Genomic DNA, 25339 nt, shown 5'->3' on the forward strand with positions numbered 1-25339 from the left:
ATGTAGAGTAGACGCTGCCCAGCTTCATCGCCGAACTCGTGGCCCATGTACACGATGTCAGAGGCCGCAGACTCAGCCGTGAATGCATAATTCCGGCGTACCAGCTCCGACAGAGCACCCCGCTCCCCGTCTATGACCCACCGCAAGTCAAAGCCGCCGGATTCGCCTAGCAATACCGGAATATCGCGACGGCGCATCAGGCTCCGGACAGTCCTGGGGTCAAGCTTGCGCCTCCGCACTTGCCAGGCGCGACCGTCGGGATCGGTCAGTTCCCCCGAAGAGCCGGGGCTCAGTCTAGCCACGTCACGAGTTTCGCCTACTTTATGCTCGGCATACATTCCGCCGCGGCCCGAGCTGCGGGCGCGCGTGAGAACGGCCCCTGGGCCCCACGCGCAGCGTGCGGCCCCGCAAGCTCGGGCCACGTGGCGGCGCGGAGCGTCACGGTACGCAACGGGCACGGCCAAGGGCCGCGATCGAAGCACTTTCATGCCGTCGGCGCCCCGGCTCTGCGACTCGATTAGTTCACGCCAGGTGAAGGCTATCGACGATAGGTGAACTGAGTGGCGGACGAACTGTCACGAGCGGATCATGTCTGGCATGTGGGCTTCGCTCCGGTTCTGGGGGACGGCGCTGCTTGGAGTGGCTGCTCTCCCCGTCATGGTCGCGCTGATCGCCGATGGTCCCATTCCCCGCGACGCGCCCGTCTGGGAGGCCGTCTGCGCGGGCGTGATGCTGCTGGCGGGGGCGTGGGCGGGGAGCCGGGCCCAAAGCCGGGGTATCGGGCGAATCTTCCTGTTCAGTGGGCTGCTGGGCGTGGTTCGGCTGGTGTGCGAGCTTCCGGACCTCGTCATCGCGTCCGACGGAGTGGGCGCGAGCTGGGAGGCGTGGCTGCACTACTGGATCTGGGTACCGCAGGTCATGGCGCCGCTGCTGCTCGCGACCGCGATCTTCCCGGACGGGCGCCCGGTGCTGCCGATCGCCGTGAAGCTCTCGGTTCTCGCCATCGCGGCGACCTCGGTCACCGTCGCGACCTACAACTGGCCGCGTAGCGACGGTGGCGCCGGCTACAACCCGGCGTTGTTGCCGCCGCTCCTTGACGGACTGCCGGAAGCGATCGCATTCGCCAGCGTCCCGGTGGCGGTCGCCTCCGTGCTCGCCTCCCTGGTCATCCGGTGGAACGCGGGTGAGGCGGCTGTGCGGCGGTCCCTGCGCTATCCTCCCGCCGCGTTGCTCCTCGGCATCGTGTACGCACTACTGCGCCCCGTGTTGCCCGAAGCGGCCGGCGACCCGTGGGAGGTGCTCCCCTCGATCTACTGCGCCGTCTTGGCCCTCGCCGTACGCCCTCTCCGCCGCAGCTTCACGAAGGTCTGGGAAGGCGATCAAGCAAGCCGGTCTTCCGGCAATTCACATTCATGATCCCCTTATGGTTTTGCTCGTGAGAGAGTTGACCGCAGTTGCTTGCCGGGTGTGACCGCGCCCCTGTTCCGGTGAAGTCGTTGTTCGTGAGTTTCGACCGCACGACGTGGCACCGACTCCTACCGCCTCGCCCAGACCCGCGCAGCCCAGCAGAACTGACCACCGGCCCAGGCTCCGCCGGCGACGGTCAGGCCTCGCCGAGGTCGGTGCAGTGTGCGATCGTCGCATCGTCGGCCGCCACCGCGTGGCGCGCCTCCGCCTGACGGACACGATGGATGATTTCGGCGGGTCCGCTCGTCGCTAAGACGGTCATGACCTCTGGCCAGTCGGCGAGCTGGAACCGGTCCACGATGCGGCTGGCTCCATTGCTGAGCAGGACGGCACCGGCTAGTTCGGAGATCGGGCAGCTTCCGGTGATCGCCTCGTCTGCCGCCCGCGGGTCGTCCTTGGCCACCCAGAAGCCGTCCGGCCGGTTCCGGTTGGCGCGCAAGTCTCGCAGAAGCCGCTGGTATTCGTCGCTACCCGCGGCGGCGGCCTCGATCGCGGGCTGGTATGACCGACTGATGATCACCTCCCGCAGATCGGAGACGACGAGCGGCGCATCGTCTGCTCTGTCCAGGACGAGAACCGAGTCGCCGAGCACCAGGTACTCGATGAGGCCGTCGGACAGGCGCAGGATGGCGACCGTCGCCGACGGACTGATGGGGTTGGCGACGTCGCAGGTGTCCCGATGATCGTCTGTCACCCGCTCGATGGCCTCGGCGAGCAACTCCGAAAGACTGCGGTCCCGCACGAGTGATAAGAGGCTCAGGAGGCTGCCTCCCAGGCGGCTGGCGTGCCAGGCCACACCATGCCGGCAGATCGATTCACTGCCGGGGATGCCGGCGCCGTCGATCAGCACAGCTGCCATCGGCACGGCGCCGGTGAAGTCCTCGTTAACGCGGCCGGCCCGTCCCGCGGCCACGCTCGTCATCGCCACCCGCATGCTCTGCCGCCGCCCTCCCGCCGATCAAGGCGTCGACCATACAACCGCCTACCCTCTTTGGAAGCACACATCTGCCGCCGCGCAGACGCGTCGGGCCCACAGTCTGGTCCTTGATCAGTATCCGGATTCGCCGCGAGCCCCGCGATCCAGGATGAGCGACTCGTCATCATCCTTAGTACCGGCAACACTCGTACGGTCGCTGGCGGCGTCCGCGCCAGCCGTCCGTCGGGAGCGCTAGCGGGAGGCGGCGGCGTGCCGAAGCCGGTGGAGGATCCAGCCGTCGAGGAGGCGAGTTCTGCTGAATCGGTGACGTGGGGGGTTAGCCAGGGCGCGAGTGTCTCCACCCAAGAGACCCGCGTATCGCCCTGATCGTCAGTCGATCGCCGTGAGGTCGACGATCACCATGCGGTCGCCCTTGCGGTAGGTCAGCGTGGTCGCGCGGTAGTCGAGCGTGGGGGAGTCATCGGGGTGCAGTTCGGTGGTCACCCCCGTGGCCAGGTCCGACAGCAGGTGAAAACGGTCTGACTTGGGTGTCATGAACAGCAGGAAGCGGTCCAGGGCGGGCGGGTCGTGCTGCCAGCCCGTCGACATGGTGCGCACTGAGGTGCCGTCCCGGCGCCCGACCTGATCGCGGCTGACGCACCAGGTGACCGAGCAGGAGGCAGGCGCCCGCCAGGTCGGCGCGGTGCGTCGTTCGCCGGTCAGCGCGTTGACGATCTCGGCGTGCTGGACGCTCGGCTCCTCGGTACGGAACGAGGGCCGGCCGAGCCACGGCCAGCGCACCATGTGCAGGCCCTTCGTGCCTTCGATCGGCCTCGGCGTGCCGCCGTTGAGCGGCACCTCGTACGCGCCGCCGGTGCCCGACCGGGTCCAGACCAGGCGCCCGTCGTCGATCACCAGGTCCAGCGGGTAGCCGGGGGTTTCGGCGATGGGGCGCTGCTCGCCGCCGGTGACGGGGGCCGTGAAGAAGGTGGTGGTCATCTTCCCCATGACACGGCGGGCCGTCCACCAGACCAGGCGCCCCTCGCCGACCGCGGCGGACCAGAAGCTGATGACGGTGCCCTTGGGCACGCTCACCTTCACCAGCCGGGTCGCCGAGCCCGTCGCCAGGTCGAGCGACCACAGCCCGTCGGTCCGGTCGGCGTGGCGGTCGCGGACCGTGCGCAGCAGCGCGTGCCCTCGGTCGATCATCGCCACCACATCGTACGTACGGCCGTCCGGCAGCCTGGCTGGAACCTCGTGCACCGCGTCCGGGTAAACCTGCTCGATGGGACGGATCGTCGCCGGGGGCGGCACGACACGTTCGACAGAGTGGCCCGCCGTGACGATCGCGCCGGTCCCGGCGACGGCCCCCGTCGTGAGCGCGGCGGCGAGCAGGCGCCACCACCACGCCCGGGCACGCCGGGCCCGGATCCGGGTCGTAAGGTCGGGAGGGGCCGCCGGGGCACGTTCGGCGAGGAGATGCAGGCCGGACTCCAGGTTCCGCTCGAATTCGTCGCGCATCAACGTCTCCTGACCACGTCGGCCGTCAGTTCCCCACGCAGTCGCGCCAACCCGCGGAACGCCTGGCTGCGCACTGTGCCCTGCGAGACGCCCAGCGTGGCGGCGATCTCCTCGTCCGGCAGGCCGGTGTAGTAGCGCAGCACGATCACCGCGCGCTGGCGGCGCGGCAGCCGGGCCAGCGCGTCGCTCAGATCGGAGGTCTCGTCGTAGACGTCCGGCCCGCCGTAATCGGGCGGCTCGGCCGTCGGCCGTTCCCGGGCGCGCAGCCGCCAGGCGCGTACGTGCAGGCGCGTCATCGTGGTGCGGACGTAACTCTCCGGGTCGTCCTTGCGCTGGACGCGCGCCCATGAGCCGCGTAATCGGGCCAGCGCCTCCTGGACGAGGTCGGCGGCATCGTGCGGGTCACCGGACAGCACGTACCCGAAGCGCAGCAGCGCATCGGCGCGTCCAGCCACGAACTTCTCGAACTGTTCCTCATCCCGCATGTCCTCTTAGAGCATGAGAGGGCCGCGTCCGTTGCACAACGCGGGGCTCGCACGTAGAGCAGGACGCTCACGCGAGCCGAGCTCAGCGGCTTCTACCTTCACGATCTGCGGCACAAGACGGACAACCTGCGGGGCGAAAGGTGGCGGACAACGTGGGCGCCCGTGCCGGTCTTTCAAATCTCCTCTTATCAAATTGTTCAACAATCCTTACATTGAACATATGGCCAAATCCTTGATCGGTGTCTTACTCGCTGCCCTGACCGGGCTCGCGCTGATCACGTACGCGACCGGGTTCACCCACACGGACGCGGGAGTCATCGCCATCATCCGCGACGGCGGTCCCTTGGACGAGAGCGGCATCCGCCAGGTCCTCAACCCGGCCACCGGACCCACCTGGACCGGGTTCTGGTCCACCGCGCACACCTACCCCGCCCAGCAGCGCATCTACACGATCACCTCAGACCCCAAACGGGCCACCACGCTCGGCGTGGACGAGGTCATCGTGCCCAGTGGCGACGGCGTCAACGTGGGCGTGGAGGGCACGTTCTACTTCACGCTCAACCTTGATCACGAGACCCTCAAAGCCTTCGACGACCGGTACGGAACCCGCACCTACATCGGCGACGACGATGACATGCTCTACGCCTGGGACGGCGACGAAGGCTGGAGCGCCTTCTTCGGCCAGGCGGTCCGCCCGGTCATCTACAACACGCTGCGCGTGCAGATCGGGGGCATGCGCTGCGAGGAACTGGTGCCCACCTGCGCTTTTCTCAACGGCGCCGACATCCCCGAGCCGAGCACCGGCCTGGCGAACCTGGCCCGGGTGCAGTCCGGAGTCAACGCCAGCCTGGAGCGGGAGATCCAGACCATGCTGGGCGGGCCGTACCTCACCGGATTCCGGTTCAACCTGGTCCGGATCACCCTGCCCGCCGAGGTCCAGCAGAGCATCACCAACGCCCAGGGCGCACACGCGGACATCCGCCAGGCCGAGGCCAAGGCCGAGCAGGCCAAGATCGACGGCCGGGCCCTGGTGACCAGCGCCGAGGCCGAGGCGGACGCCAACCGGGCCCGCCAGAAGGGCTACGAGGCCTGCCCCGCCTGCGTGGAGGTCGACAAGATCAAGGCGCTGCCGGACGGCATCACGGTCTACGCCCCCGGCAATCCCGAGGGCGTGAACGCCGCCGGCAAATAGGGATTCGACAATGAGAACGAACTAGTGATTGTCTGCAAACCGTGAGTGAACCAGGCTCCTCAGACGCCTATGGGGAGACCCGCCCGTTCCGGGTCCGCAGCAGCACGGCCGAGTGGGCCGCGGCGATCCTACGGCAGCGGGTCACCCAGGGCGGCCTGCTGCCCGGCAGCCGTCTGGTTGAGGAGGAGTTGACCGCCGAGCTGGAGGTCTCCCGCAACACCCTGCGGGAGGCGTTCCGCCTGCTCGGCCACGAGCGGCTGCTGGAACACAAGCTGAACCGGGGCGTCTACGTGCGCGTCCTGTCCCCGGCCGACGTCGCCGACATCTACCAGGCCCGGCGCATGATCGAGGGCGCCGCCGTCCGTCGGCCGGACAAGGACCCCATCTCCCTGACCGCTCTGCGGGACGCGGTCTCCGACGCCGAGAGGGCCGCCGCCGAGGGCCGCTGGCTCGACGTCGGCACCGCCGACCTGCGCTACCACCAGATCATCGCCTCCCTCAACGGCAGCCGGCGGCTGAACGCGATGATGGCCCAACTCCTGGCCGAACTCCGCCTGGTATTCCACGCCATGGATCCCCGTACGCTGCACGCGCCCTTCCTGCCGCGCAACCGCGAACTGCTGGCCCTGTTGGAGTCCGGCCGAAACCCCGAGGCCGAAGTCCTGCTCGCAACCTACCTGGACGAGGCCGAACGCCTACTGCTTGCCGCGTGCACCCAGGCCAGAACTTACTGAGTGGAGTGACCCAGAGCGCGCGCTTCGGCGCCGGGATGCTCGGCGGCGTGCGGCCAGCCTGACGGCCCAGCAATGGACTCCGACTCACGTTCGGTCAGCTTGGCTATGGAGGGGCGGCTGAGATGCGCTGTGAGACAGGCGGCATGGGAGGTGATGCCGGCTGGGTTCGCCGCACCCGCTCGGCCGCCACTCTTAGGAGTACACTTTTAAGGACTGTACTCCTAAAAGTAGAAGGTCAAGATGTCGTTGCCGCGGCCATCGGACATGTTCGACCGTGAATGGGAGTGGGAACAGCTCTCGCGGTTCGTCGCCAACGACTCCCAGGGCGCCACGCTCGGCGTGGTCTCCGGACGGCGTCGGCAGGGCAAGACGTTTCTGCTGGAAGCCGTCTGCGAGGCGACCGGCGGCTTCTACTACGCCGCCACCGAGGCCGTGCCCAGAGCGGAGGCACTGCGCCAACTCGGGGAGGCCGTCTCCGCCTTCGCCGGGACGCCGGGCCGGGTCAGGTTCGAAAACTGGGAGGAGGCGATCGACGGCCTGCTCTCCCTGGGGGCCGAGCGGACGGTCCCCGTCGTCCTGGACGAGTTCCCCTACCTGGTACGCGACGCCAAGGACCTGCCGTCGGTCATCCAGAAGGCACTGTCACCACGCCGCGAGCAGCGAGGGGCGTCCAGATCACGCCTGCTGTTGTGCGGGTCGTCGATCTCCTTCATGGGCGGCCTGCTCTCCGGTCAGGCGCCGCTGCGTGGGCGGGCCGGGCTGGAACTGGTCGTGCCCACCTTCAACTTCCGCCAGGCCGCCGAGTTCTGGGGGCTGGCTGCCGAGCATCGGTTGGCGGCCCTGGTCTACTTCATCGTCGGCGGCACCCCCGCGTATCGCACCGAGTATCTGGCCGGGGCCGCTCCGGCGGGTCTGGCCGACTTCGACCGCTGGGTTGTCGAGTACGTTCTCAACCCGGCCAGTCCTCTCTTTCGCGAGGTGCGTTTCCTGCTGGCCGAGGACCCGGCGCTGCGCGACACCGGCATGTATCACACGGTCCTGGCCGCGGTCGCCGAGGGCAACGCCACCCGCAGCGGCATCGCGGGCAGAATCGAACGCAAAGCCGTCGACATCTCCCACCACCTGACCGTGCTGGAGGACGCCGGCCTCCTGGTGGCCGACCCCGACGCCTTCCGCAGGAACCGCTCCGAGTACCGGATAACCGAGCCGCTTGTCCGCTTCTATCACGCGATCATGCGCCCCTACTGGGCGCAGCTGGAACGGGTACGGCAGGGGCGTACCGAGCGGATCTGGCGTGCCGCCCAGCCCCGCTTCCGCAGCAACGTGGCAGGCCCGGTGTACGAGCGAGTGTGCCGGGTGTGGTGTGAGGACTTCGCGTCGGAGGAGACGCTGGGTGATATGGCCGGAAGCGTCCAGTCCGGAGTCGTTCGCGATGCCACCACCCGCGCGAGTCACGGGGTGGACGTCGCTGTCCGTGGCCCCGACGGGTCACTGCTGGCCATTGGGGAGGCCAAGTGGGGGGATGTAGTGGGGCTCGGGCACTTGGAGCGGCTGGAGCGGGTGGCGGCGCTACTCGCGGCCAGGGGTGAGGCGCCGGGGCGACTGCTGCTGTTCAGCGGGATGGGGTTCATGCCTGCGTTGCAGGAGGCGGCGGCGCGCAGCGACGGGCGAGTGCAGTTGGTGGGACTGGATCGGTTGTACACAGGTTCGTGACCGCGATCGGGCCGGTTGGGATCCGTCGAATCAGGGTGGAGTAACGGAGACTCGCGCGAGTGCCTGATTTCCTGTCGCCGCTGGCGCTCCGTGCCGAACGAGCTCAGGACCGTGCTGCCGCGCATGTCAGCTGTGGTCGATCGATCGCGGTTCTTCCTGGAGTGGATGTTCTTCTGGGTGTGGATCACGTACGTGGGGAAGGTCGCGTTCACGATTGGCTCCGAAGGCGGTGAAGTTCCGGCGTGCCTGGCTGAGGCTCAGGTTGCCGTTGGGTCCGCCGCGGACGACATGCGCGTCGTGGTCGTCCTGACCGTCGTCCTCCCAGAAACAGACCGGACAGATCTCATAGCCTCCCCGCTCGCGGAGAGTGAGGTAGCCGCAGCAGGGGCAGGTGTACGCCCGATCGCGCGGTGGGCGGCGGATGCTGTTGTGCGATGCGATGTCGACGTACCACTCGAACCATTGGCGTCGCCGCTCGAGCTCGTCGGGACCGGGGATATCCGACTGACCTGTCATGTCCCTAGTTTCCGCGCGGGAGGACATCCTGCGCGCCACGTCGCAGGATCCCGGATATGACATGGTGCCGCGATTCGCTAGAGGACTTTCAGCTACGGGCAGGAGCGCTCGCCTTCTGGAATGGATCTCGTACGAGCTGCTGGCGTGCCACCACGTCCCGCCGCCAAAGTCCACGTGTACATCGGCAACGATCCGGATCTGGTGCCTCCCGAAGACGTTAAGGGTGCCCATCCCGGCTGCGGCGGAACCGAAACGCACGCCAAGGTCCCCGCGTGAGTGGCTCTGGACACCCGGTTGTCTCGGCGGTTCTCAACATTTCGCAGCTGATCACGGTGTCGTGTGCCCTCCCTTCCTCGACACTTAAGCGTCAACGAGGGAGATCGGTCTCCGGCGACGACGCCGGAGACCGGGCCGAGCAGGACGGCGGGCCGGTGATGGTCAGCCGTCGAGCCCGAGGGCCGCGCGAAGCGCCCGCAAGGCATAGTGCGCCCGCGATCTGACGGTTCCTTCGGGAATGCCGAGCCGCTGCGCCGCTTCGGCGCTCGACCGTCCGAAGTAGTACATCTCGATGAGCACCTGGCGGTGGGCGTCACTCACCTTCGGCAACGCCTCGCGCATTGTGTGGATGATGACCAGTCGTTCGATCGCGTCGTCCGCTTCGGGTAACCGGACGAGGTCTGTGGCGCCGGTCTCGGTCGGCCGGGCCTGCCGAGCCCGCGCCGCGTCGATCGCGATCCGGCGGGCGGCGGTGAACAGCCACCGCCGCTCCGGTTCGTAGCCGTGTGGCACGTCCTCGATGTTCCGCCACGCCCGCAGCATGGTCTCCTGCAGAAGATCTTCGGCGAGATATGGCTCGCCCAGGGTCAGTCGTAACAGGAATCGGTACAACGAAGGCGCGTGATGTGCATGCAGTGCGGCCATGCGGATGGCGGCAGGCGACGCGCCACGCGTCGCGGCGCACTCATTGACGACCACGGTCACCGGGACGCTCCGCCACGCCGGAACAGTGGAATCTGCAAGAATCGTTGACTGTTTCCTGACATCGGACTCCAGCATTGCAAGTTCGGGGGTGCCGGACACGGCACCCGTTGAGCAGCACGCAGCACGGGTGCACCGCACCTTACGCGTGAATATGTGAAAAAACCGTGGTCTTTTCCCGGTTCTGAGGACGCTGACGCCCGAGTCGTGCTACTGGCCGTGTTATCCCGGTTCCAGACCGACTTGTATGACTGCCTGCCCGCCGGGGCCGATGTGCTGTTCGAACTCACCGACGCGCTGCTGTGCGCGCCGACCAGCGCGGACCGTCTGTTCTGCCACGTCTATGGCCGTGCTGATCGGAGAAGCCGGATGCGGCCGCATAACAGTTTGTCTTCGTGTTGAACGACAAGACCTTGGGCTGCGTCGTGTGGGCCACGCCTGGTCGCGTCGGACTGGCAGGCGGGAAAGGCAATCGCGGTGGACCAACCTCAGTTGGATGTCGGATCGACGGCATGGCTGCTCATCTCCGCAGCGCTGGTGCTGCTCATGGTACCCGGCATCGCGTTCTTCTACGGCGGCATGATCCGTTCGTCCAATGTCCTCAGCATGATCATGCAGAGCCTGATGACGATCGGGACGGTGACCGTCCTGTGGGTACTCGTGGGCTTCTCGCTGGTGTTCAGCACGGGTAACGGCTTCGTGGGCGGGTTCGACCTTGTCGGCCTGAGTGACCTCGCCCAGACGGTGCCCGGTGTGCACCTCGACGGTGTGCCGATGCTGGCCTTCGCCGTTTTTCAGCTGATGTTCGCGGTGGTCACCCCGGCGCTCATCACCGGCGCGGGCGCGGAACGTTGGAGGTTCAGCGCCTACACCGCGTTCGTCGCGCTGTGGTCGCTGCTGGTCTACGCACCCATCGCGCATTGGTTCTTCTCGCCGCTGGGCTGGGGGAGCAGGCTCGGCGCGCTCGACTTCGCCGGCGGCACGGTCGTGCACGCCAACGCCGGCGTCGCGGCACTCGTCGTCGCAGCGGTCCTCGGCCGGCGGACCGGCTGGCCCACCGTCCAGCATCGGGGACACAACCTGCCGCTGATGCTGCTCGGCACAGTCATGCTGTGGTTCGGCTGGTTCGGGTTCAACGGCGGCTCCGCGCTGACCGCGAACGGGATCGGCGCGCTCGCCGTGACGAATACGCAGATCTCCGCAGCCGTCGGCTTGATGGCGTGGGCCTGTGCCGAACAGATCCGGTTCCGCAAGCCGACGACGGTCGGCGCGACGTCGGGCGCGATCGCCGGACTCGTCGCCATCACCCCGGCCGCCGGCTATGTGACGCCGCTCAGCGCGCTTGCCATCGGTGCGGCCGCCGGCATCATCTGCCATTTCGCGGTGAGCCTGAAGGCCCTGCTTGGGCTGGACGACGCGCTCGACGTCGCAGCCGTGCATCTCGGCGGCGGCGTGGTCGGTTCGCTGTCCGTGGGGTTGCTCGCGACGACCTCGGTGAACCCGGAGGCGAGCGACGGGCTCTTCTACGGCGGCGGCTACAGTCTGCTCGGCGCCCAGGCGTTGACCCTCGGCGCGGCGGTCGTCTACTCGGCGGTCGTCACGCTGCTCATCGCGGTACTGGCCGACCGTTTGTTCAGCAACCGGGTGAGCCCACGGGGCGAGGCCATCGGGCTGGATCTCTTCCAGCACGGCGAGGCCGCGTACGCCATCCAGACGCCCAGGGAGACGGCCGCGGCGCGGGTGCCGAGCCATGGCTGAGCAGGTAGCGCACCCAGCCGACCGCCGCCGCCCGCGGCGCGGCTCGCGGATTGTCGCGAACGTCATCCTGCTGGCCGTGCTCGCGACGCTGTTCGGATTGCTGCTGGACGAGGCCCGCAGTACCACCTCTGATCACCTGGCGGCCACGCAGAGCGCGCGGCAGGCGGTACCGCTGCTGCGGTCGACGACGCAACTCCTCACCGCACTGGTCCAGGCCAGGACGGCAGCCGCGCACGCAGCATCCGTCGACGTCGATGCCATCGCCCGCGCCGCGGCCGCGATGTCGGCCGCCGGGCAGACCGCGGACGTCAGAGTCTGGCAGCGGTCGGTGAACCTGCGCGTGGTCGCCGACGCGCTGGGGGCCGGCCCAGCTTCAGTGCAGCGCTACGACGATGCGATAGTGCTGGCGACCGACCTGCTGCGCACGACGGGTGCGACCGCGCGGCTGGGCGCCGATCCGGACCCGTACCACCGTTACCTGGCCGAACTTGTCGTCGAGCGGCTCCCGGCCGTCGTCGTCGGCGCCGGGCAGATCGCCGACCGCCTGGCATTGGACGCCAAGGCGACCGGCGCTGCCAGGGAGCGGGGGTCGCTCGCGGTCGCCGTCGCCCGGTCGAAGGTCGCGTCGGCGGTCGAGGCCCTCGACGCCGGGGTCGCGCTGCTCGTGGCCACGCCGGAGGGCGCCGTCGGGCGCGACGTCGCCGGGCCGCTCGACGCGTTCCGCGAGGACGCGGGCCGGCTCGCCGCGCCCGCGGTCATCGAACAGACCCGTTCATCGACCGGCGCGGCCGACGCCGCGAGGCTCGCCGAACGGGTCAGCGGATCGGCCGCGGAGCTGGCGAAGGCGGCGTTCATCGCGCTGGATCAGTCGTTGCTGCGGTACCAGCAGGACCTCGACTGGCAGCACCAGCGGCAACTGGCGATCATGATCGCCGGTGTGGTGCTGGGCGGGCTGCTGCTGTACCGGTCGATCCCGCCCAGGTACCGCGACGACGAAGTCGACGACGTCGCCGGTACCACAACTGCGGATGTCGCGTCGGTCTCGATCAACCTGCCGGAGATCGATCCGCGGGATCTGCTGGCACTGGAGGAACTCGTGCACATCGGTCGCGGGGTGCGGGTCCGGCCGTCGGATGGGCCCGGCGATGCTCCTTAACCTGCGGATCACCCAGCGGCTCGGGCTGCTGCTGCTCGTCGCGCTCGCCGCCATGATGACGGCGAGCGTCCCGGGCATCGTCGATCGGGTCGACGACGCCCGGGCGGCCCAAGCCGCGCAACGCAGCGCGGAGCGGGTCCACACCGTCGCGGTCGCCGTCGCCGAACTGCAGCGCGAACGGATCCTGTCGCTGGCCTATGTCCTCTCCGACCGGGCCAGCCGGACCGCGCTCGTCAGCCAGGTGCACGCCGCGGATGAGGCGGCAGCGGCGGCTCCAGAGGGCCGGGCCTCCGTCGCCGCGCTGAGCGAGGTACGCCAGGCGGTCCTGCGCCGTGACGCGGAGCCGTCCCAGGTCGCTCGGGTGTACCACGACACGGTTGTCACGCTCCTGAACCAGTTGCGGCTGACCGACCAGCCGGACGCCGACGTGGTAGGGCAGCGGCAACTGTCCTCCCTCGACACGCTGATGCGGCTCGGTGAGGAGGCCAGCGTCGGCGTGGCGGCGTTGCTGGTGGCGGTTGGCGACAAGACTGTGGCCGGCCTCCTCGCGAGGGACTCTGCCACGCTCGTGCAGAGCTACTGGGAACGCTTTCAGCGGCAGGCGACCCCGAGTCACGTCACCATCCTGGCCGCGACCCAGACGGGTCCGTCTGCGTTGCGAAGCGGTACGGCGATCGCCGCACTGACGTACAACGAAACCCCAGGCAGGTCGGGCCCACCGGCCGGTGTGGAGCAGGCGCTGTCGATCGCCCAGGGTGATGCCGTGGTGCGGTACAGCGCGCAGATGGCCGTCGTGTCCGATATCGGCCGGCTGGCCGCCGCACGCGCCCGCACCGCGACCGGCACGGCGGTCGGCGTCGCCGTCGGCGTCATCGCGCTCCTGGCCACGGTCGCCTGGCTGAGCTCGATGATCAGCCGCTCGGTCAACCGGCCGCTGCGCCGGGTGACGCTCGCGGCAACGGCAGTCGCCGACCTCGCCACCCGCGAACTGCGACGCGTGAACGACACCGACGTCGCCGACGCCGATGAGGGCCCGCCGCGGCTGGCGGCCGTCACCCTCCGCTCCGCGGACGAGATCGGTGAGCTCGCCTCGGCGTTCAACCGGGTGCAGGCCACCGCCGCGCTGCTGATGCAGCAGCAGGTGACGACCAGGCGCAACGTCGCCGTCATGTACAGCCACATCGCCAACCGCACGCGCAGCCTCGTCGAGCGGCAGCTGGCAAGCATCGACAAGCTCGAACGCGACGAATTCGACGAGCAGCGGCTGGCGCACCTGTACCGGCTGGACCATCTGACGACACGGCTGCGCCGCAGCGCGGAGAGCCTGCTCGTGATCGCCGGGCAGCGCGACGCCGGTTCGCTCGGCATGCCGACCCCGCTGCACGAGATCGTGCGGTCCGCCGTCGCACAGATCGAGCAGTACCGTCAGGTGGACCTCGGCACCATCGACAACGTGGTGTTGCAGGCCGGAGTGGTCGTCGACCTCACGCTCATGCTCGCCGAACTGCTTGAGAACGCGACCGTGTTCTCGCCACCGGACGTGCCGGTCGAGTTCTCGGCGAGGCTCGACGGCGATTGCCACCTGCGGATCGTCGACCATGGTGTCGGGATGTCGGCCGAGCGGCTCGAGGAGGAGAACCGTCGGCTCGTGTCGCGGGAGCGCCTCGACGTCACACCGACCAAGGTGCTCGGCCTCTTCGTGGTGGGCCGGCTGGCCCGGCGGCACGGGATGACTGTGCGGCTGCTGCCGTCCGTCCCGGTCGGCGTCACCGTCGAGATCGTGGTGCCCGCGACGCTGCTGCTCCGCGCGGGGGTCCCCGAACCGCTTGCGGCCGTGGGAGCCGTGCAGTATCGGCAGCGGGCCGCCGACGTGGTGGTCCCGGTCGCGGTGCCGCTGGAGCCGTCCACGGACTTTCGATGGTTCGACCCCGTGGGTGGGAGTACCGCTGGTCCTGTGCCTGGCGCCACAGGTGCGGAACCGGAGGGTAGCGGCCCGGCCGAGCCCGACCGGAACAGCCGGCCGAATCACGCGAGCGGGCCGGATCGTCCGACACAGGCGGGCTATCCGGAGCCGGCACCCGAAACGTCGGGCGAGCAGCGCGGCGGGCTGCGTCGGCGGATCCCGGGCCAGCATCTCGCCGAGTCGGTGCGTGGCACGCCGGAAGGTGCCGAGGCCTGGCGTGCCGGGCTGCGGACAGCGTCAACGCCCGCCCCCACACTGCGGCTCCGCGACCCGGAGGCGGAGCGTGCCGAACTGGAGGCGTTCCAACAGGGCCTTGCCAGAGCGGCGGGCACCGATCCGAACAGGAGGTCATCATGAATGTTCCCGCGTACCGGATCAGCAACGAGGCCCAGCAGTTCAACTGGCTGCTCGACCGGTTCGCCCGCGACACCGCGGGGGTAGCGGAGGCGATCGCCGTGTCCACCGACGGGTTGCTGGTGGCGATGTCAGACGACATGCGGCGGGTCGACGCGGATCGTCTCGCCGCCATCGTCTCGGCGTTGGCCAGCCTGGCACGTGGCGCGTCCGGGGTCTACAACCTGGGTGAAACCAACAAGATCATCATTGATCTCGACCGCGGGTACGTGCTCGTCAGCACCATCGGCCGGGGCTGTGTGCTGGGTGTGCTTGCCAGCAAGGAGGCCAATCTCGGCAACCTCGCCTTCGACATGGCGATGTTCGCCAACCAGGCCGGGCCGGTCCTGACGCCGCAGCTCATCGACGAGCTGAAGTCGACAGTCCGGGTCTGACCGATATGTCGACGGATCAGCCGCCCGGCCGCGAGGAGACCGTGCAACCGCCGGTGAGCGGGGTGCGGCCGTACGTGCTGACGGGCGGACGGGTCCGGCCCTTGCACGCGGCCCCGCTCAACATCGCGGCCCAGATCCGGTCCACACCGCAGGGCGTGGCGGAGATCGGACGCCTGACGTATGAGCATCGCGACATCGTCGAACTGTGCGATCACTGGATCTCGGTCGCGGAGGTCGCCTCGCACCTGCGGCTGCACCTCGGCGTCGTGCGGATCCTCGTCGCCGACCTCGCCGCGCTGGGCCTGCTCTACGTTCACGATGGAAACCTTGCCGGCGGCCGGCAGGGAGCAGTCATTGAAAGGGTGATCCGTGGACTCACCGCAATTCGCTGAGCACGCGGCCGGTCGACCGCCGCTGCCGGTGAAGATGGTCATTGCCGGCGGGTTCGGCGTGGGTAAGACGACCGCTGTCGCCCAGGTGTCCGAGATCCCGGTGCTGACGACCGAAGCCCCGATCACGGAGCTGGCCGCCGCGTTGGACAACGTCGACGAGGTGCCGGCGAAGACCACCACGACCGTCGCCCTGGACTTCGGCTGCGTCGCGATCGACGACGAGATCAAGATGTATCTTTTCGGTACGCCAGGGCAGGACCGGTTCGGGTTCATGTGGCGTGACCTGACCGAGGGTGCGCTGGGCGCGCTGGTCATCGTGGACAGCCGGAGGCTTGACGACGGCTACCCCGCGGTCGATTACTTCGAGCGGTCCGGAACGCCGTTCGGCGTCGGCATCAACCTGTTCGACGGTGTGCTCAGCCACGATCTGGCGGACGTGCGGTGGGCGTTGGCGATCAGCGAGGACACGCCCCTGGTCACCTTCGACGCGCGTGACCGCCGCTCGGTGATCGACGCATTGCTCGCGGTGCTCCGACACAGCCTCGGCCGATCTGGCTGAACGGTCGGCGGCCAGGTCGGGGATGGTATCCCATGCCTCGGGTGGCAGACCGAACAGGGTGATGGTGAGCACGGTCTGTGGACCGACGGAATGCGTGCAGATCTGCACAGGGCAGGAGATGAGTCGGCCGGGTTGGGACGCGGTGCAGGTGCGGATTGCCGGCGCGACGCGTGCGGCGAGGTCGGCGGGCAGGTAGCCGACGTGGCCGCCTTGGATATAGATGGCGACGCTGTTGGGGGTCGATGGTAGGTACTCTCCATGGAGTTCTTCTGTTACCACCGCGACCGGCCTGACTCCGCGGCGCTGCGCGACAAGCTGCGGGAAGACCACTGGTCCTACATGGACCGGTACGCGGCGAAAATGATCGCCCGTGGCCCGACCTTCGGCCGCGGCAGCGACACGGCCACCGGCAGCGTGCACATCGTCGACCTTCCAGATCCCGCCACTGCGCGTTCATTCGCCTTCGAAGAGCCCAACTACCAGGCCGGTGTGTACCGGGACGTGATGTTGCGCCGATGGCGCAACGTGCTGGGGCGCACCATGTGGGATTTCCCTGGCGGCCGAGACGGCGGCAACCGGTATCTGGTGCTTGGCTTCGGTTCCGGGCAGGCTGCCGATCTTGTCCCGCCGCCGGACCGGGACGAGCTGATCGCGTATGGGCCGCTGCTGTCCGACGACGGCACCACCTGGCTAGGTACCGCGCTGCTGGTCCGGGCGCCGGACCCGGATGCGGCACGCGCCGTTCTGACCCTGGACCGGTACGCCGACATCGAGGTCCACGACTGGGAGTTCGGCGGGCGGCGGTAGTGAGCACTTGACCGTCGCCCCGAACCCGCGCTGTCAGGCCGTGGGGGACGGCTGCTCACCAGGCGCTGGTGGGGCGCGTTGAGCCGCAGCGTCAGAACATCACCACGGCACCACTCCCTCGTCGTCGAATAGCTGACCGGTGGGCCCGTCGTCGGGCAGAGCCGCCAACCGGATGGCGATCACTGCGCCCTGCTCAGCGGTCTTGGTGCCCCTGAACCCATTGAGATCGGTAGCGACGTAGCCGGGGCAGGCGCTGTTGATCAAAATATTGGTGCCGCTCAGCTCCTTGGCGTACTGGATGGTGACGGCGTTGAGGTAGGTCTTCGTCGGTGCGTAAGCCCCGCTGATCCCTAGGTCGACACCGGGCGTGGTCTGCAGGGCCAGAGAGCCGATGTGGCTGGACTGGTTGACGATCCGCGGGTGCGCCGAGCGGCGCAGCAGCGGCAGCATCGCGTTGGTGACCCGGATGACGCCGATGACGTTGGTCTCCACCAGCCGCCGCACGGTCTCCAGGTCGATGGTTGTAGGTGGCTCTGGCCAGCCGCCTGCGACGCCGGCGTTATTGACCAGCACGTCAAGGCGTCCCGCTCGCTCCTCGATCAGCTGCGCCGCGGCGGTCACGCTCTCGTCGTCGGTGACGTCCAAGGGCACGCCGAACGCGTCGGCACCTGCCGCACGCAGTTTCGCCACGGCGTCCATCCTGCGCTGCTCGTCTCGAGCGCCGACACCGACGCTCCAGCCCATTGCGCCCAGCCCGGCCGCGATCTCGTACCCGATTCCCTTGTTCGCGCCGGTGACCAGCGCGATCGTCTTTTCACTCATGACAGCGAGCATGGCTGCGCTTTGATCAGGCACCAACACCGTCTCGGTAATGCGGCAATACCCGAGCGGTATCGATCGACCGTACTGTGCATGCATGGAGATACGCGAGCTGCGGTACTTCGTCGCCATCGCCGAGGAACTGCATTTCGGCAAGGCCGCCCAGCGTCTGGAGATAGCCCAGCCGCCCCTGTCCCGCGCCATCGCCCGGCTCGAACGACAACTCGGGGTCACGCTGCTGGAGCGCACCAGCCGCAAGGTCACGCTCACCGAGGCCGGGGCCGTGCTGCTGTCCGAGGGGCGCGCGATCCTCAGCGCGGTGGCCGCAGCTGAGCGGCGTACTCAGCAGGCTGCGCAAAGGCGCTCCCGACTCGTCCTCGCCGTCAAATCCGGCACCGGCGGCGAGTTGCTGGCCAAACTGCTCGATGCCTATCGCGCGGAGCCCGGCGCAGCCACCGTCGATCTGTTGCTCTGCGAGGCGCATCAGCAACAGAAATTGCTGCAGAATGGGCAAGCCGATGTGGCTCTGCTGCACTTGCCATTCGATTCGGCGGTCGGACTCGACACCGAAATTCTGTTTACCGAGGGACAGGTGGCGATCCTGCCCACCTCTCACGCACTTGCCGGCCGCTCTCAGATTCGGATGGCCGAGATCACCGCATTGTCGGAACTCCCGTTGGCTCGCTGGCCCCGTCCTGACGGCAGCTACCCGGAGGGACCAGGGGCAGAGGTACGGAACCTGACACAGCTCTTCCAGCTGATCGCGCTCGGCCGTACCACCGTGATTCTGCCCGAGTCCGCCAGCACCGACCTGCGCCGAGATCTCGCCGCCGTTCCGGTCCTGGATGCTCGGCCCGTGACAACGGTGATCGCTTGGCCGTCGCAGAGTCGACTTCGCGCAGTCGCCGACCTGATCCGCGTAGCAACACGTCTCTGACCGGTTGTTCTGCATACGCTGGACGCCACTGGTCGTTTCGGATTGCCGGCCAGCAAAACCGCTCGCTGGTTGCCCAATGGACTCAACTGACCTGGGCACCCTTCACCTGTGGTGCGGGTGACGGGAATCGAACCCGCGCTGCTCAGGGCCGATGTGGCATAAGAGCATCTCCACGGTTTGAGGGGATTGACACTGATCTCTTGCACCACTTCCGTAGACGCAACCGAGCGCTCACCTTCTGGAATGGATCTCGCACGAGCTGCTGGCGTGCTACCGCGCCCCGCCGCCAAAGCCATGATTCATGCGGCGACGGACACCGCTGTCTGGGGGCCACCGTCCGGACTCCCCGCGCGAGCGGAGGAGTTCCTCACGGGAGGATCGCCAGGTTGGTCGCCCAGTGCACCGGGAGTCGCTTGATGGACAGCACCGGCTCGCCGGGCCTCCAGACGGCGACCATGCTGACGTGGTCACTCTCCAGCGGATAGGCGTCCGGGCTTGTGACGAATGCCCCCGCCAGTACCAGTCGGCCGTCCGGCGTCCAGAGCATTCTTCGGGTCTTGACGTCTGCGGGCGTGGGCATCGACGGCAGTCGCGTCCATTGCAGGGTTCCGGTGTCCAGCACCCAGACGTCGAGGTACGCATGGGCCGCCGAACTGGGACCGAGGAACGGGACAGCGATGTACCTGCCGTCGGAGCTGACCTCGCCGTCCCAGACCTCGCCCGAGCGGGTCGGTCTGCTGATCGGCTGCTCCTTCTTGGCGCCCGGGACCACCAGGGCGAAGTCCTTGTCCTGCCGCTGTACCAATAGCTTCCGGGAAGTCCACGCCACGATCCGCGGATATTTGGCGATCTTACGCAGGCTGTCGTGAGCCAGGAGGATCGAGGTGCGGTTGTGGATGGTGTGCAGGCCGTACGGGGTGTCGTTCACCGGAAGCGCACCGCAGTAGGTCCAGCGGGGGTGGCGTAGGAGCTTCCCGTTCTCGGCCAGCTTGCGTACGGTGCACGGACCGCCATGGACTGGCTGGTCGGTGATCCAGAGGCCCGAGTCGTTGAAGGCGGGGAACGCGGACCAGCCAGTGGACAGCTTCCGCGCCCGGGAGCCCTTGAGCAGGTACACCCACGCCTGGTTGACCGCCGGCCCAGCCACCTCGACCAAGGCATGCCTGCCCCGGACGGTGGTGAAGACGGTGATCTTCGGGTCCGGGTCCGGCAAGCCCACGACGGGCGTCAGGGTGCCGGTATCGACATCCATCACCGCCGGAGCCGGGTCGGCCCCGGCGAAGCCGCTGACGAACAGGCGGATCCCGCTACCGGGGCCGAGCGGCTGTCCTGAGATGGGCCGGTGGAGGCCTTGCTCACGCACCGGGGTGAGCCGCGTGATCTCCCCAGTGGGCTGCACAGTTGGAGGTACGGAGACACAACCTACCGAACACGCCAGCACCAACAGCGGAGATCTCCTGATCACACCGGACACTCCCGGCGTCATGAGGAGAGCCATGTGAGACACCCTTTGCCTGACGCGCTTCAAGCTGACAGTAGGTCACTGAATCTGACACTTGAGAGTAGACCCCCTCCTCGGCGCCGAACAGGGGTGACATTGGCGTCGGGATGTCGGGCGCTGGAAACCCGAATGCCGCGATGGCGCCCGTCTGGCCGCTGCCATGATGGGTTGGTGCCGTCACCTCAGGACCCCGAAGCTGCTGTGCTAATAGATTTCCTCGACGCCCAACGAGGCAGCGTCCTGTCCATTGTTGACGGCCTGGCCGAGGACTCGTTGAACGCTCAGATCCTGCCCTCCGCGGCGCGGCGCGCCGCCGGTTGAGTCGGCATGAGGCGCGGTATCGAGATTGCTCTCAACCCGTTTTCTCATGCTGCTCGCCTTCGTCTCGACGGCCGGTCCGGCACGGCGCACCTCGTTCCACCACACGGGCGGCCCGAGCTGCCTGGCGGCCGGGACCGGCCTCAGGCCGCCGCCCTTGATCCCTAAAACGCAATCCGGCAGTGCGGCAGGATCTACTCAATCAGCCCTTTGGTCCTGCTGCCCACCGAAGCGCCTTGGAATCCCATCGAGCCAATGGTCCGGAGCCATGTAAAGCTCCCTGATGTACGCTCACGACCACGGCTCAATTGTGACCCTGATGTCCATGTTGACTTGGGAGGATTCCATTGGTCCGCAGCATCAAGCTCTTGCCCTTCACCTTCAGTTCCGTACCGTGACCAAGGAGAAGGGGCGGGACGACCCCGACGACTTCTCGGGGATCGGCCTCGGCCGCGTGGCCTTCATATTGACCGTCATGGCCCTGAGACACCCTTGGCAGACGCTCAAGGAACTGCTCATGGTGGTCCGCCGACTGGGCCGCAGGGCGCTCAGGCTCGCAATGGCTTCCGTCAAACTGGTGGCCGTAATCATGTTGTCGCGCCGAAGAGATCGACGCCCCACCTTCGAGGACTACCTGCATGGCCCCGACGAGGAATGAGACCGGGTCGGCGGCTGTCCTGGTCCCCGTGGGCCAATTGCACGGAAGATCGAACAGATGTCAGAAATGATCAAGGCCCGGGTCTGGGCATCTCTCCTGACCTGGGCCTTCCTACGTGGAGCGGGTGACGGGAATCGAACCCGCGCTGTCAGCTTGGGAAGGCGTGTTCTTCGCCCACCCAGAGAGCCCGTGGCAACGCGGCACCAACGAGAACACCAACGGTCTGCTCCGTCAGTACTTCCCGTCACCGCGCTGCGGACCTACGCACTGTGGAGCATCGTCTCAACCATCGGCCTCGCAAGACCTGGGGATGGGGTCAACCGCCTCTACCGCGAACAAGGTCGGTGGTCAGCACGCGCTTGAGGGAAGAGCGGTCGGAGACGCCGAGCTTGGCGTAGGCGCTCTGGAGGTGGTTGTTCACCGTCCGAACCGAAAGGACCAGCCGTTCCGCGATCTGTTTGCTGGTCAAGCCCGCGCACGCCATCCGGGCGATCTCCTCTTCGCGCCGGGTCAGGCCGGGCGAGGTGAGGCGGGCCAGCGCGGGCGTGCGCAGGCCCTCGCAGCGTGCCGCCAGCATCCACGCCCTGCTGGAGGCGGCCCGCGAGAAGGCACCACGGCCCGCGCTTTCCCAGGCTTGTGCGGCTTGGGCGCTGGCCTCGGCCGCGCAGGGCAGCCAGCCGATTCGCAGGAAACCCGATGTCACCTCCTCCAGCGCGGCGCCATCTCCGCAGGTCGCAGCGCGGGCGTGGGAGGCCAGCAGGACGGCCAGGTCGCCGTCCTGTGCCTGGACCAGCTCCGCCAGGCGGTCGACGGCCAGTTCGGCATGGCCGAGCCGTACGGCCGTGTGCAGTGCGATGGTCTCGAATGCCACCGCGCCCAGCTGTCGCGCCACCGTGGCGGTGCCCAGGGCGAACTCGACCGCGTTGCCCAGCTCGCCGGAAACGGCGATCACCCAGGGTTCTGTCAGGTAGCGCCACGAGTCCTGCATGGCGCTGAGCCGAGTGAAGTGGGCCGCGCCCGCCTCGAACGCCGCCCGTGCCGCGGGCGCGTCGCCGCGTATGGCGAGCAGGTGGGCGTACTCGATCTGGCAGATCCCGGCCAGAACGCCATCACGATGCTGTCGTAGGGCGTCGCTCAGCAGCCGCCTGGCTTCGATGAGGCGGCCATTGAGCCGGGCGGCCGTCGCGCGGTGCAACGCCAGAGCGTGGTAGGCGTGGGCCGAGCTTCTGGCCGAGCCGACCAGCGCGGCGAGGCTGTCCATGGCGGCGTCCACACCGGCCAGGTCGCCCAGCGACATGCTGCTCATCGCCCAGTTGGTGTGCAGGGGGACGACCGTGACAGGTACGGCGTCCAGCCACTGGGCGTGGTCGTCGACCGCCTGGCCGACCGCGGTCAGCGCGTCGTGGTAGCGGCCGATCATGGCGAGACTCGCCGCCTTGCAGTTCAGCGCCTGCGCCCGTACGGCCGCGGTAACCGGCGGCTCGGTCAGCAGCGCTTCGGCGAATTCCAAGACCTCCTGAGCGCTACGCCGATCGACCATCATCATCAACATGAGCGTGCTGAGGTCCTGCCGTAAGGCGGGCTCGGTGACCTCGTCGCGGGCTCGGGTCAGCAGCTCCAAGGCCTCCTCGTCGCGGCCCAGCGCCAGACCCAGGCTCCACGCCCGGGTGAGCGCCAACTCGGTGCGCCGCCGCTCGTCGCTGGGCCGGTCGAGTACCTGGGCGATCACGGCCTCCGCTTGGACCGCCTGGCCGGAGTAGTTGAGCAGCGTGCCGAGCATGATGACGGCATCCACCCGGTCATGGTCGTTCCCGTCGGCGGCCTCGGCGGCTCGGGCCAGGCGTAGCGCCAGTGGGTAGTCGTGGGCCGCCCAGGCGAGGCGGCAGGCCCGCACGAGCGGGCCCGCCTCCGTGTTGGTCCCGCCCTCCAGCCGCCACACGGCGATCCGCACCGCATCCTCCCGTCGGCGTGCCCCGGTGTCACGCAAACCTTCGGCCAGCTGGCGGTATCTCCGCTGCTGACGCAGGATGGGGAGTCGGGTTCGCACGGCTTCGCCGTACAGGGGGTGGGCAAGCCGGACGTTGGTCCTGCGCTCGTCGGTCACGATCTGGACCAGCCCGCGCGGCTCCGCCTCCTCGACCGCCTCCGGGCTGGTCAGCGCGACCAGCGGGGCCAGGCCCAACGGCTCGGCGAGCGCCACCAACTCGACCACGGCGGTCACCGCCTCTCCGAAACGGCCCATCCGGCGCTCGATCAGCTCGATCAGCCGGGGGGCGCGGGGAACCGCACCCTCCAGCCGCCAGGCGCGGTCCTCGCCCGACCGCACCAGGGTCTCCCCCTCCAGAGCCGCGGCAACCAGTTCGCGTACCAGCAATACATTGCCCTGGCTGAGCGCGTGCAGGCGCTCGGCGCTGGCCGCCTCCACCGGGCCGCCGAGAGCGGTGACCAGCACCGTCGTCATTTCCGCATCGGTGAACGCGGCCAGGTCGAACCGATGACCGAGATCGTCTTCCCACAGAGCCCGTACCGAATCCGGGCAGTCCTCCCCCGACCGAACAGTCGCGAGCACCCGCATCCGCGCGGCCAGTTGTTGTGTGAGGGCCGCGGAGGACGCGTCGAGGAGATGGGCATCGTCCACCACCAGCAGAGACGGCTTGCGCGCGAGGATCGCCTCGCCCGCCCACCGCAGCGGGTGAGGACCCGGGTCCCCGTCAGGGAGGAACGGCGCGAAAGCGCCCAGCGGAAGGGCGCGCGCGGCCTGACTACCCCGGACCTGAACCGTCGCGGGAAACACGGAGGCCACCTCAGACGCCAGCCGGCTCTTCCCCACCCCGGCAGGCCCGACGATCACGACATTGCGCCCCCGCAGCGTCGTCCTGATCCAGTCCCGTTCGCGCTGCCGGCCTACGAACGGCCACGTGTCCACGGTGCCTCCCGAGGCTCTCCGGCCGATAGTACGACCGGCCGTATCTGAGTAACGAACTACTCAGGCTGATCGCACCGGTACGGCGGAGCGTTTGACGCATGAGAAAAACATGCTTGGCCCTGACCGTGCTCCTTCTGCTGCTCTCCACCGGCTGCGCGGCCCTCGCGAAGAGTGCCAAGATCGTCGCCATCGCGGTCGGGACCTTAGGCGAGGACCCGTTCTTCGAACTGCCGATCCCCGAGAAGCCCATCGCCCCAGGACCCAACGGCGGCCTTCGCCCCGGCGACACCCCTGGCCTCTACGGCGGCTCGCTACACAAACGAACCTGCGACAAGGCCCTGCTGACGAGATTCCTGATCGACCCCAAGAACCGTGCGAAGGCGACCGCCTGGGCCTCCGTACGGAGGATCCCCGTCAAGGGCATCCGTGACTACATCAGGAAACTGACCCCGGTGATTCTGCGCAACGACACCCTCGTCCGTAACCACGGCTTCGCCCACGGCGTGAGCACGGCGGCCGACGCCCTGCTTCAGGCTGGCACTGGCGTGCTGGCGGACGACCAGGGCCAGCCGGTCGTCAAGTGCAACTGCGGCAACCCACTGGCTGAGCCTCAGGCGACCCTCGACGACATCCAACCGGACATCATCGTCCAGTCCGAGTGGCGCCTGCGGTTCGAAAAGCACAAGGCGACCCGGGTCAAGCCACCGAAGTCGCGGCGGATCCGCGCGTTCTCCCTGCTGAACGTGGACACGGGCAAGGGCATCCGCCGCCCGGCGGGCAGCGAGGGCCGCGACGACAAGGCGCTGCCCTCGGCCGCGCCCACCGTCCTCGGCAGGTGGCAGTCCGGCGAGCCGGCCTCGGTCGTCGAGGTGACGGCCACCGGCGAGAAGGCCTACTCGGGCATGCTCGCCGACGATCTGGCCATCACCGACGACTGCGCGGTCAGCGCGGGCACCCGGACCTGGACGGTCAAGGGCCGCGATCCCGACTACACCGGTTCGCTGTACTTCATCGACCTCGGTACGTGTGAGCCGCAGAACCCCGTACCGGCGCGATGGCGGGTGATCGACCAGAACAGGATCACGATGTGCGCGACGGTGCTCGGCCAGGAGCAGTGCGTCGAGCTCACCCGGGCATGATCGGGGTCAGCCCTGTCCACACGCCAACGCCTGCTTGACCTGTCCGGTGGGATCTGGCTAGACCGATGAGGCGGGTCAGCAGGCCGGCCACGATAT

The 25339-nt window shown here is 68.3% G+C and carries 23 protein-coding genes and 1 pseudogene; 15 read left to right on the forward strand and 9 right to left on the reverse strand.

Annotated features, from left to right (window positions below; all coding sequences use genetic code 11):
• The first annotated feature begins 597 nt into the window (after positions 1–597).
• Positions 598–1416, forward strand: a complete 819-nt coding sequence (locus KIP79_RS34980) for a hypothetical protein (RefSeq protein WP_214109261.1) — start codon at positions 598–600, stop codon at positions 1414–1416.
• A 187-nt stretch (positions 1417–1603) separates the two neighbouring features.
• Here KIP79_RS34980 and KIP79_RS34985 read toward each other — a convergent pair whose 3' ends face one another.
• The 3 genes from KIP79_RS34985 to KIP79_RS34995 all read right to left on the reverse strand — a co-directional run bounded on the left by KIP79_RS34985 (position 1604) and on the right by KIP79_RS34995 (position 4389).
• Positions 1604–2401 (reverse strand): protein phosphatase 2C domain-containing protein, encoded by a 798-nt coding sequence (locus tag KIP79_RS34985; RefSeq protein ID WP_214109262.1) that lies wholly within the window; start codon positions 2399–2401, stop codon positions 1604–1606.
• A 372-nt stretch (positions 2402–2773) separates the two neighbouring features.
• A complete protein-coding gene (locus KIP79_RS34990) occupies positions 2774–3904 on the reverse strand; it encodes a TolB-like translocation protein (RefSeq protein ID WP_214109263.1) in 1131 nt (376 codons plus the stop codon).
• Positions 3904–4389: a SigE family RNA polymerase sigma factor gene (locus KIP79_RS34995; RefSeq protein WP_214109264.1), complete on the reverse strand. Its 486-nt coding sequence runs from the start codon at positions 4387–4389 to the stop codon at positions 3904–3906. Before KIP79_RS34995 ends, KIP79_RS34990 begins: the two co-directional genes overlap by 1 nt.
• Before the next feature lie 220 nt (positions 4390–4609).
• Between KIP79_RS34995 and KIP79_RS35000 the strand changes: the two genes are divergently transcribed.
• From KIP79_RS35000 to KIP79_RS35010, 3 genes are all read left to right on the forward strand, one after another.
• Entirely contained in the window at positions 4610–5581 is a 972-nt protein-coding gene (locus KIP79_RS35000; protein ID WP_214109265.1) for an SPFH domain-containing protein, read from the forward strand.
• A gap of 41 nt (positions 5582–5622) precedes the next feature.
• Entirely contained in the window at positions 5623–6315 is a 693-nt protein-coding gene (locus KIP79_RS35005; RefSeq protein ID WP_214109266.1) for a GntR family transcriptional regulator, read from the forward strand.
• A 240-nt stretch (positions 6316–6555) separates the two neighbouring features.
• Positions 6556–8028 carry an AAA family ATPase gene (locus KIP79_RS35010; protein ID WP_250214336.1) on the forward strand — a complete coding sequence of 491 codons (1473 nt, stop codon included), beginning with the start codon at positions 6556–6558 and terminating at the stop codon, positions 8026–8028.
• Positions 8029–8154: 126 nt separating this feature from the next.
• Here KIP79_RS35010 and KIP79_RS35015 read toward each other — a convergent pair whose 3' ends face one another.
• Both KIP79_RS35015 and KIP79_RS35020 read right to left on the reverse strand, forming a co-directional pair.
• Positions 8155–8583: a CPCC family cysteine-rich protein gene (locus KIP79_RS35015; protein ID WP_214109267.1), complete on the reverse strand. Its 429-nt coding sequence runs from the start codon at positions 8581–8583 to the stop codon at positions 8155–8157.
• A 399-nt stretch (positions 8584–8982) separates the two neighbouring features.
• A complete protein-coding gene (locus tag KIP79_RS35020; protein WP_308170049.1) occupies positions 8983–9525 on the reverse strand; it encodes a sigma-70 family RNA polymerase sigma factor in 543 nt (180 codons plus the stop codon).
• Positions 9526–9999: 474 nt separating this feature from the next.
• On the opposite strand from KIP79_RS35020, the gene KIP79_RS35025 reads away from it, so the two are divergent.
• The 7 genes from KIP79_RS35025 (at position 10000) to KIP79_RS35055 (ending at position 16945) form a co-directional block, all read left to right on the forward strand.
• Complete coding sequence (locus KIP79_RS35025; RefSeq protein ID WP_214109268.1) at positions 10000–11280, forward strand: ammonium transporter; 1281 nt, start codon at positions 10000–10002, stop codon at positions 11278–11280.
• Positions 11273–12436 (forward strand): hypothetical protein, encoded by a 1164-nt coding sequence (locus KIP79_RS35030; protein WP_214109269.1) that lies wholly within the window; start codon positions 11273–11275, stop codon positions 12434–12436. Before KIP79_RS35025 ends, KIP79_RS35030 begins: the two co-directional genes overlap by 8 nt.
• Positions 12426–14756 (forward strand): sensor histidine kinase, encoded by a 2331-nt coding sequence (locus KIP79_RS35035; RefSeq protein ID WP_214109270.1) that lies wholly within the window; start codon positions 12426–12428, stop codon positions 14754–14756. The genes KIP79_RS35030 and KIP79_RS35035 overlap by 11 nt, the downstream gene beginning before the upstream one ends.
• The gene (locus KIP79_RS35040) at positions 14753–15187 is read left to right on the forward strand and encodes a roadblock/LC7 domain-containing protein (protein WP_214109271.1); all 435 of its coding nucleotides are present in this window, start codon (positions 14753–14755) and stop codon (positions 15185–15187) included. Before KIP79_RS35035 ends, KIP79_RS35040 begins: the two co-directional genes overlap by 4 nt.
• A 5-nt stretch (positions 15188–15192) precedes the next feature.
• The gene (locus KIP79_RS35045) at positions 15193–15579 is read left to right on the forward strand and encodes a DUF742 domain-containing protein (RefSeq protein WP_214109272.1); all 387 of its coding nucleotides are present in this window, start codon (positions 15193–15195) and stop codon (positions 15577–15579) included.
• Entirely contained in the window at positions 15557–16138 is a 582-nt protein-coding gene (locus KIP79_RS35050) for a GTP-binding protein (RefSeq protein WP_308170050.1), read from the forward strand. Before KIP79_RS35045 ends, KIP79_RS35050 begins: the two co-directional genes overlap by 23 nt.
• Positions 16139–16396: 258 nt before the next feature.
• Positions 16397–16945 carry a YciI family protein gene (locus KIP79_RS35055; RefSeq protein ID WP_214109273.1) on the forward strand — a complete coding sequence of 183 codons (549 nt, stop codon included), beginning with the start codon at positions 16397–16399 and terminating at the stop codon, positions 16943–16945.
• Between the two features lie 99 nt (positions 16946–17044).
• On the opposite strand, the gene KIP79_RS35060 is transcribed toward KIP79_RS35055, so the two are convergent.
• Positions 17045–17767, reverse strand: coding sequence for an SDR family oxidoreductase (locus tag KIP79_RS35060; RefSeq protein ID WP_214109291.1), 723 nt, complete (start codon positions 17765–17767; stop codon positions 17045–17047).
• A 94-nt stretch (positions 17768–17861) separates the two neighbouring features.
• Here KIP79_RS35060 and KIP79_RS48725 point away from each other — a divergent pair, with 94 nt between their 5' ends.
• Positions 17862–18701, forward strand: coding sequence for a LysR family transcriptional regulator (locus tag KIP79_RS48725; protein ID WP_214109274.1), 840 nt, complete (start codon positions 17862–17864; stop codon positions 18699–18701).
• Positions 18702–19068: 367 nt separating this feature from the next.
• On the opposite strand, the gene KIP79_RS35070 is transcribed toward KIP79_RS48725, so the two are convergent.
• Both KIP79_RS35070 and KIP79_RS35075 read right to left on the reverse strand, forming a co-directional pair.
• Positions 19069–20064, reverse strand: coding sequence for a hypothetical protein (locus KIP79_RS35070; protein ID WP_214109275.1), 996 nt, complete (start codon positions 20062–20064; stop codon positions 19069–19071).
• 342 nt (positions 20065–20406) lie between these two features.
• Complete coding sequence (locus KIP79_RS35075; RefSeq protein WP_214109276.1) at positions 20407–20571, reverse strand: hypothetical protein; 165 nt, start codon at positions 20569–20571, stop codon at positions 20407–20409.
• Between the two features lie 232 nt (positions 20572–20803).
• On the opposite strand from KIP79_RS35075, the gene KIP79_RS35080 reads away from it, so the two are divergent.
• Both KIP79_RS35080 and KIP79_RS48730 read left to right on the forward strand, forming a co-directional pair.
• A complete protein-coding gene (locus KIP79_RS35080; protein WP_214109277.1) occupies positions 20804–21178 on the forward strand; it encodes a hypothetical protein in 375 nt (124 codons plus the stop codon).
• Between the two features lie 163 nt (positions 21179–21341).
• Positions 21342–21576: pseudogene (locus tag KIP79_RS48730) on the forward strand (hypothetical protein); the annotation flags it as partial.
• Here KIP79_RS48730 and KIP79_RS49795 read toward each other — a convergent pair.
• A complete protein-coding gene (locus KIP79_RS49795) occupies positions 21495–24104 on the reverse strand; it encodes a helix-turn-helix transcriptional regulator (RefSeq protein WP_214109278.1) in 2610 nt (869 codons plus the stop codon). The pseudogene KIP79_RS48730 and the gene KIP79_RS49795 sit on opposite strands and share 82 nt — an antisense overlap.
• 98 nt (positions 24105–24202) lie before the next feature.
• Between KIP79_RS49795 and KIP79_RS35090 the strand changes: the two genes are divergently transcribed.
• Complete coding sequence (locus tag KIP79_RS35090) at positions 24203–25243, forward strand: DUF6777 domain-containing protein (RefSeq protein WP_214109279.1); 1041 nt, start codon at positions 24203–24205, stop codon at positions 25241–25243.
• The last annotated feature ends 96 nt before the right edge of the window (positions 25244–25339 follow it).

Source organism: Acrocarpospora catenulata (assembly GCF_018476525.1).
Taxonomy (GTDB): domain Bacteria; phylum Actinomycetota; class Actinomycetes; order Streptosporangiales; family Streptosporangiaceae; genus Acrocarpospora; species Acrocarpospora catenulata.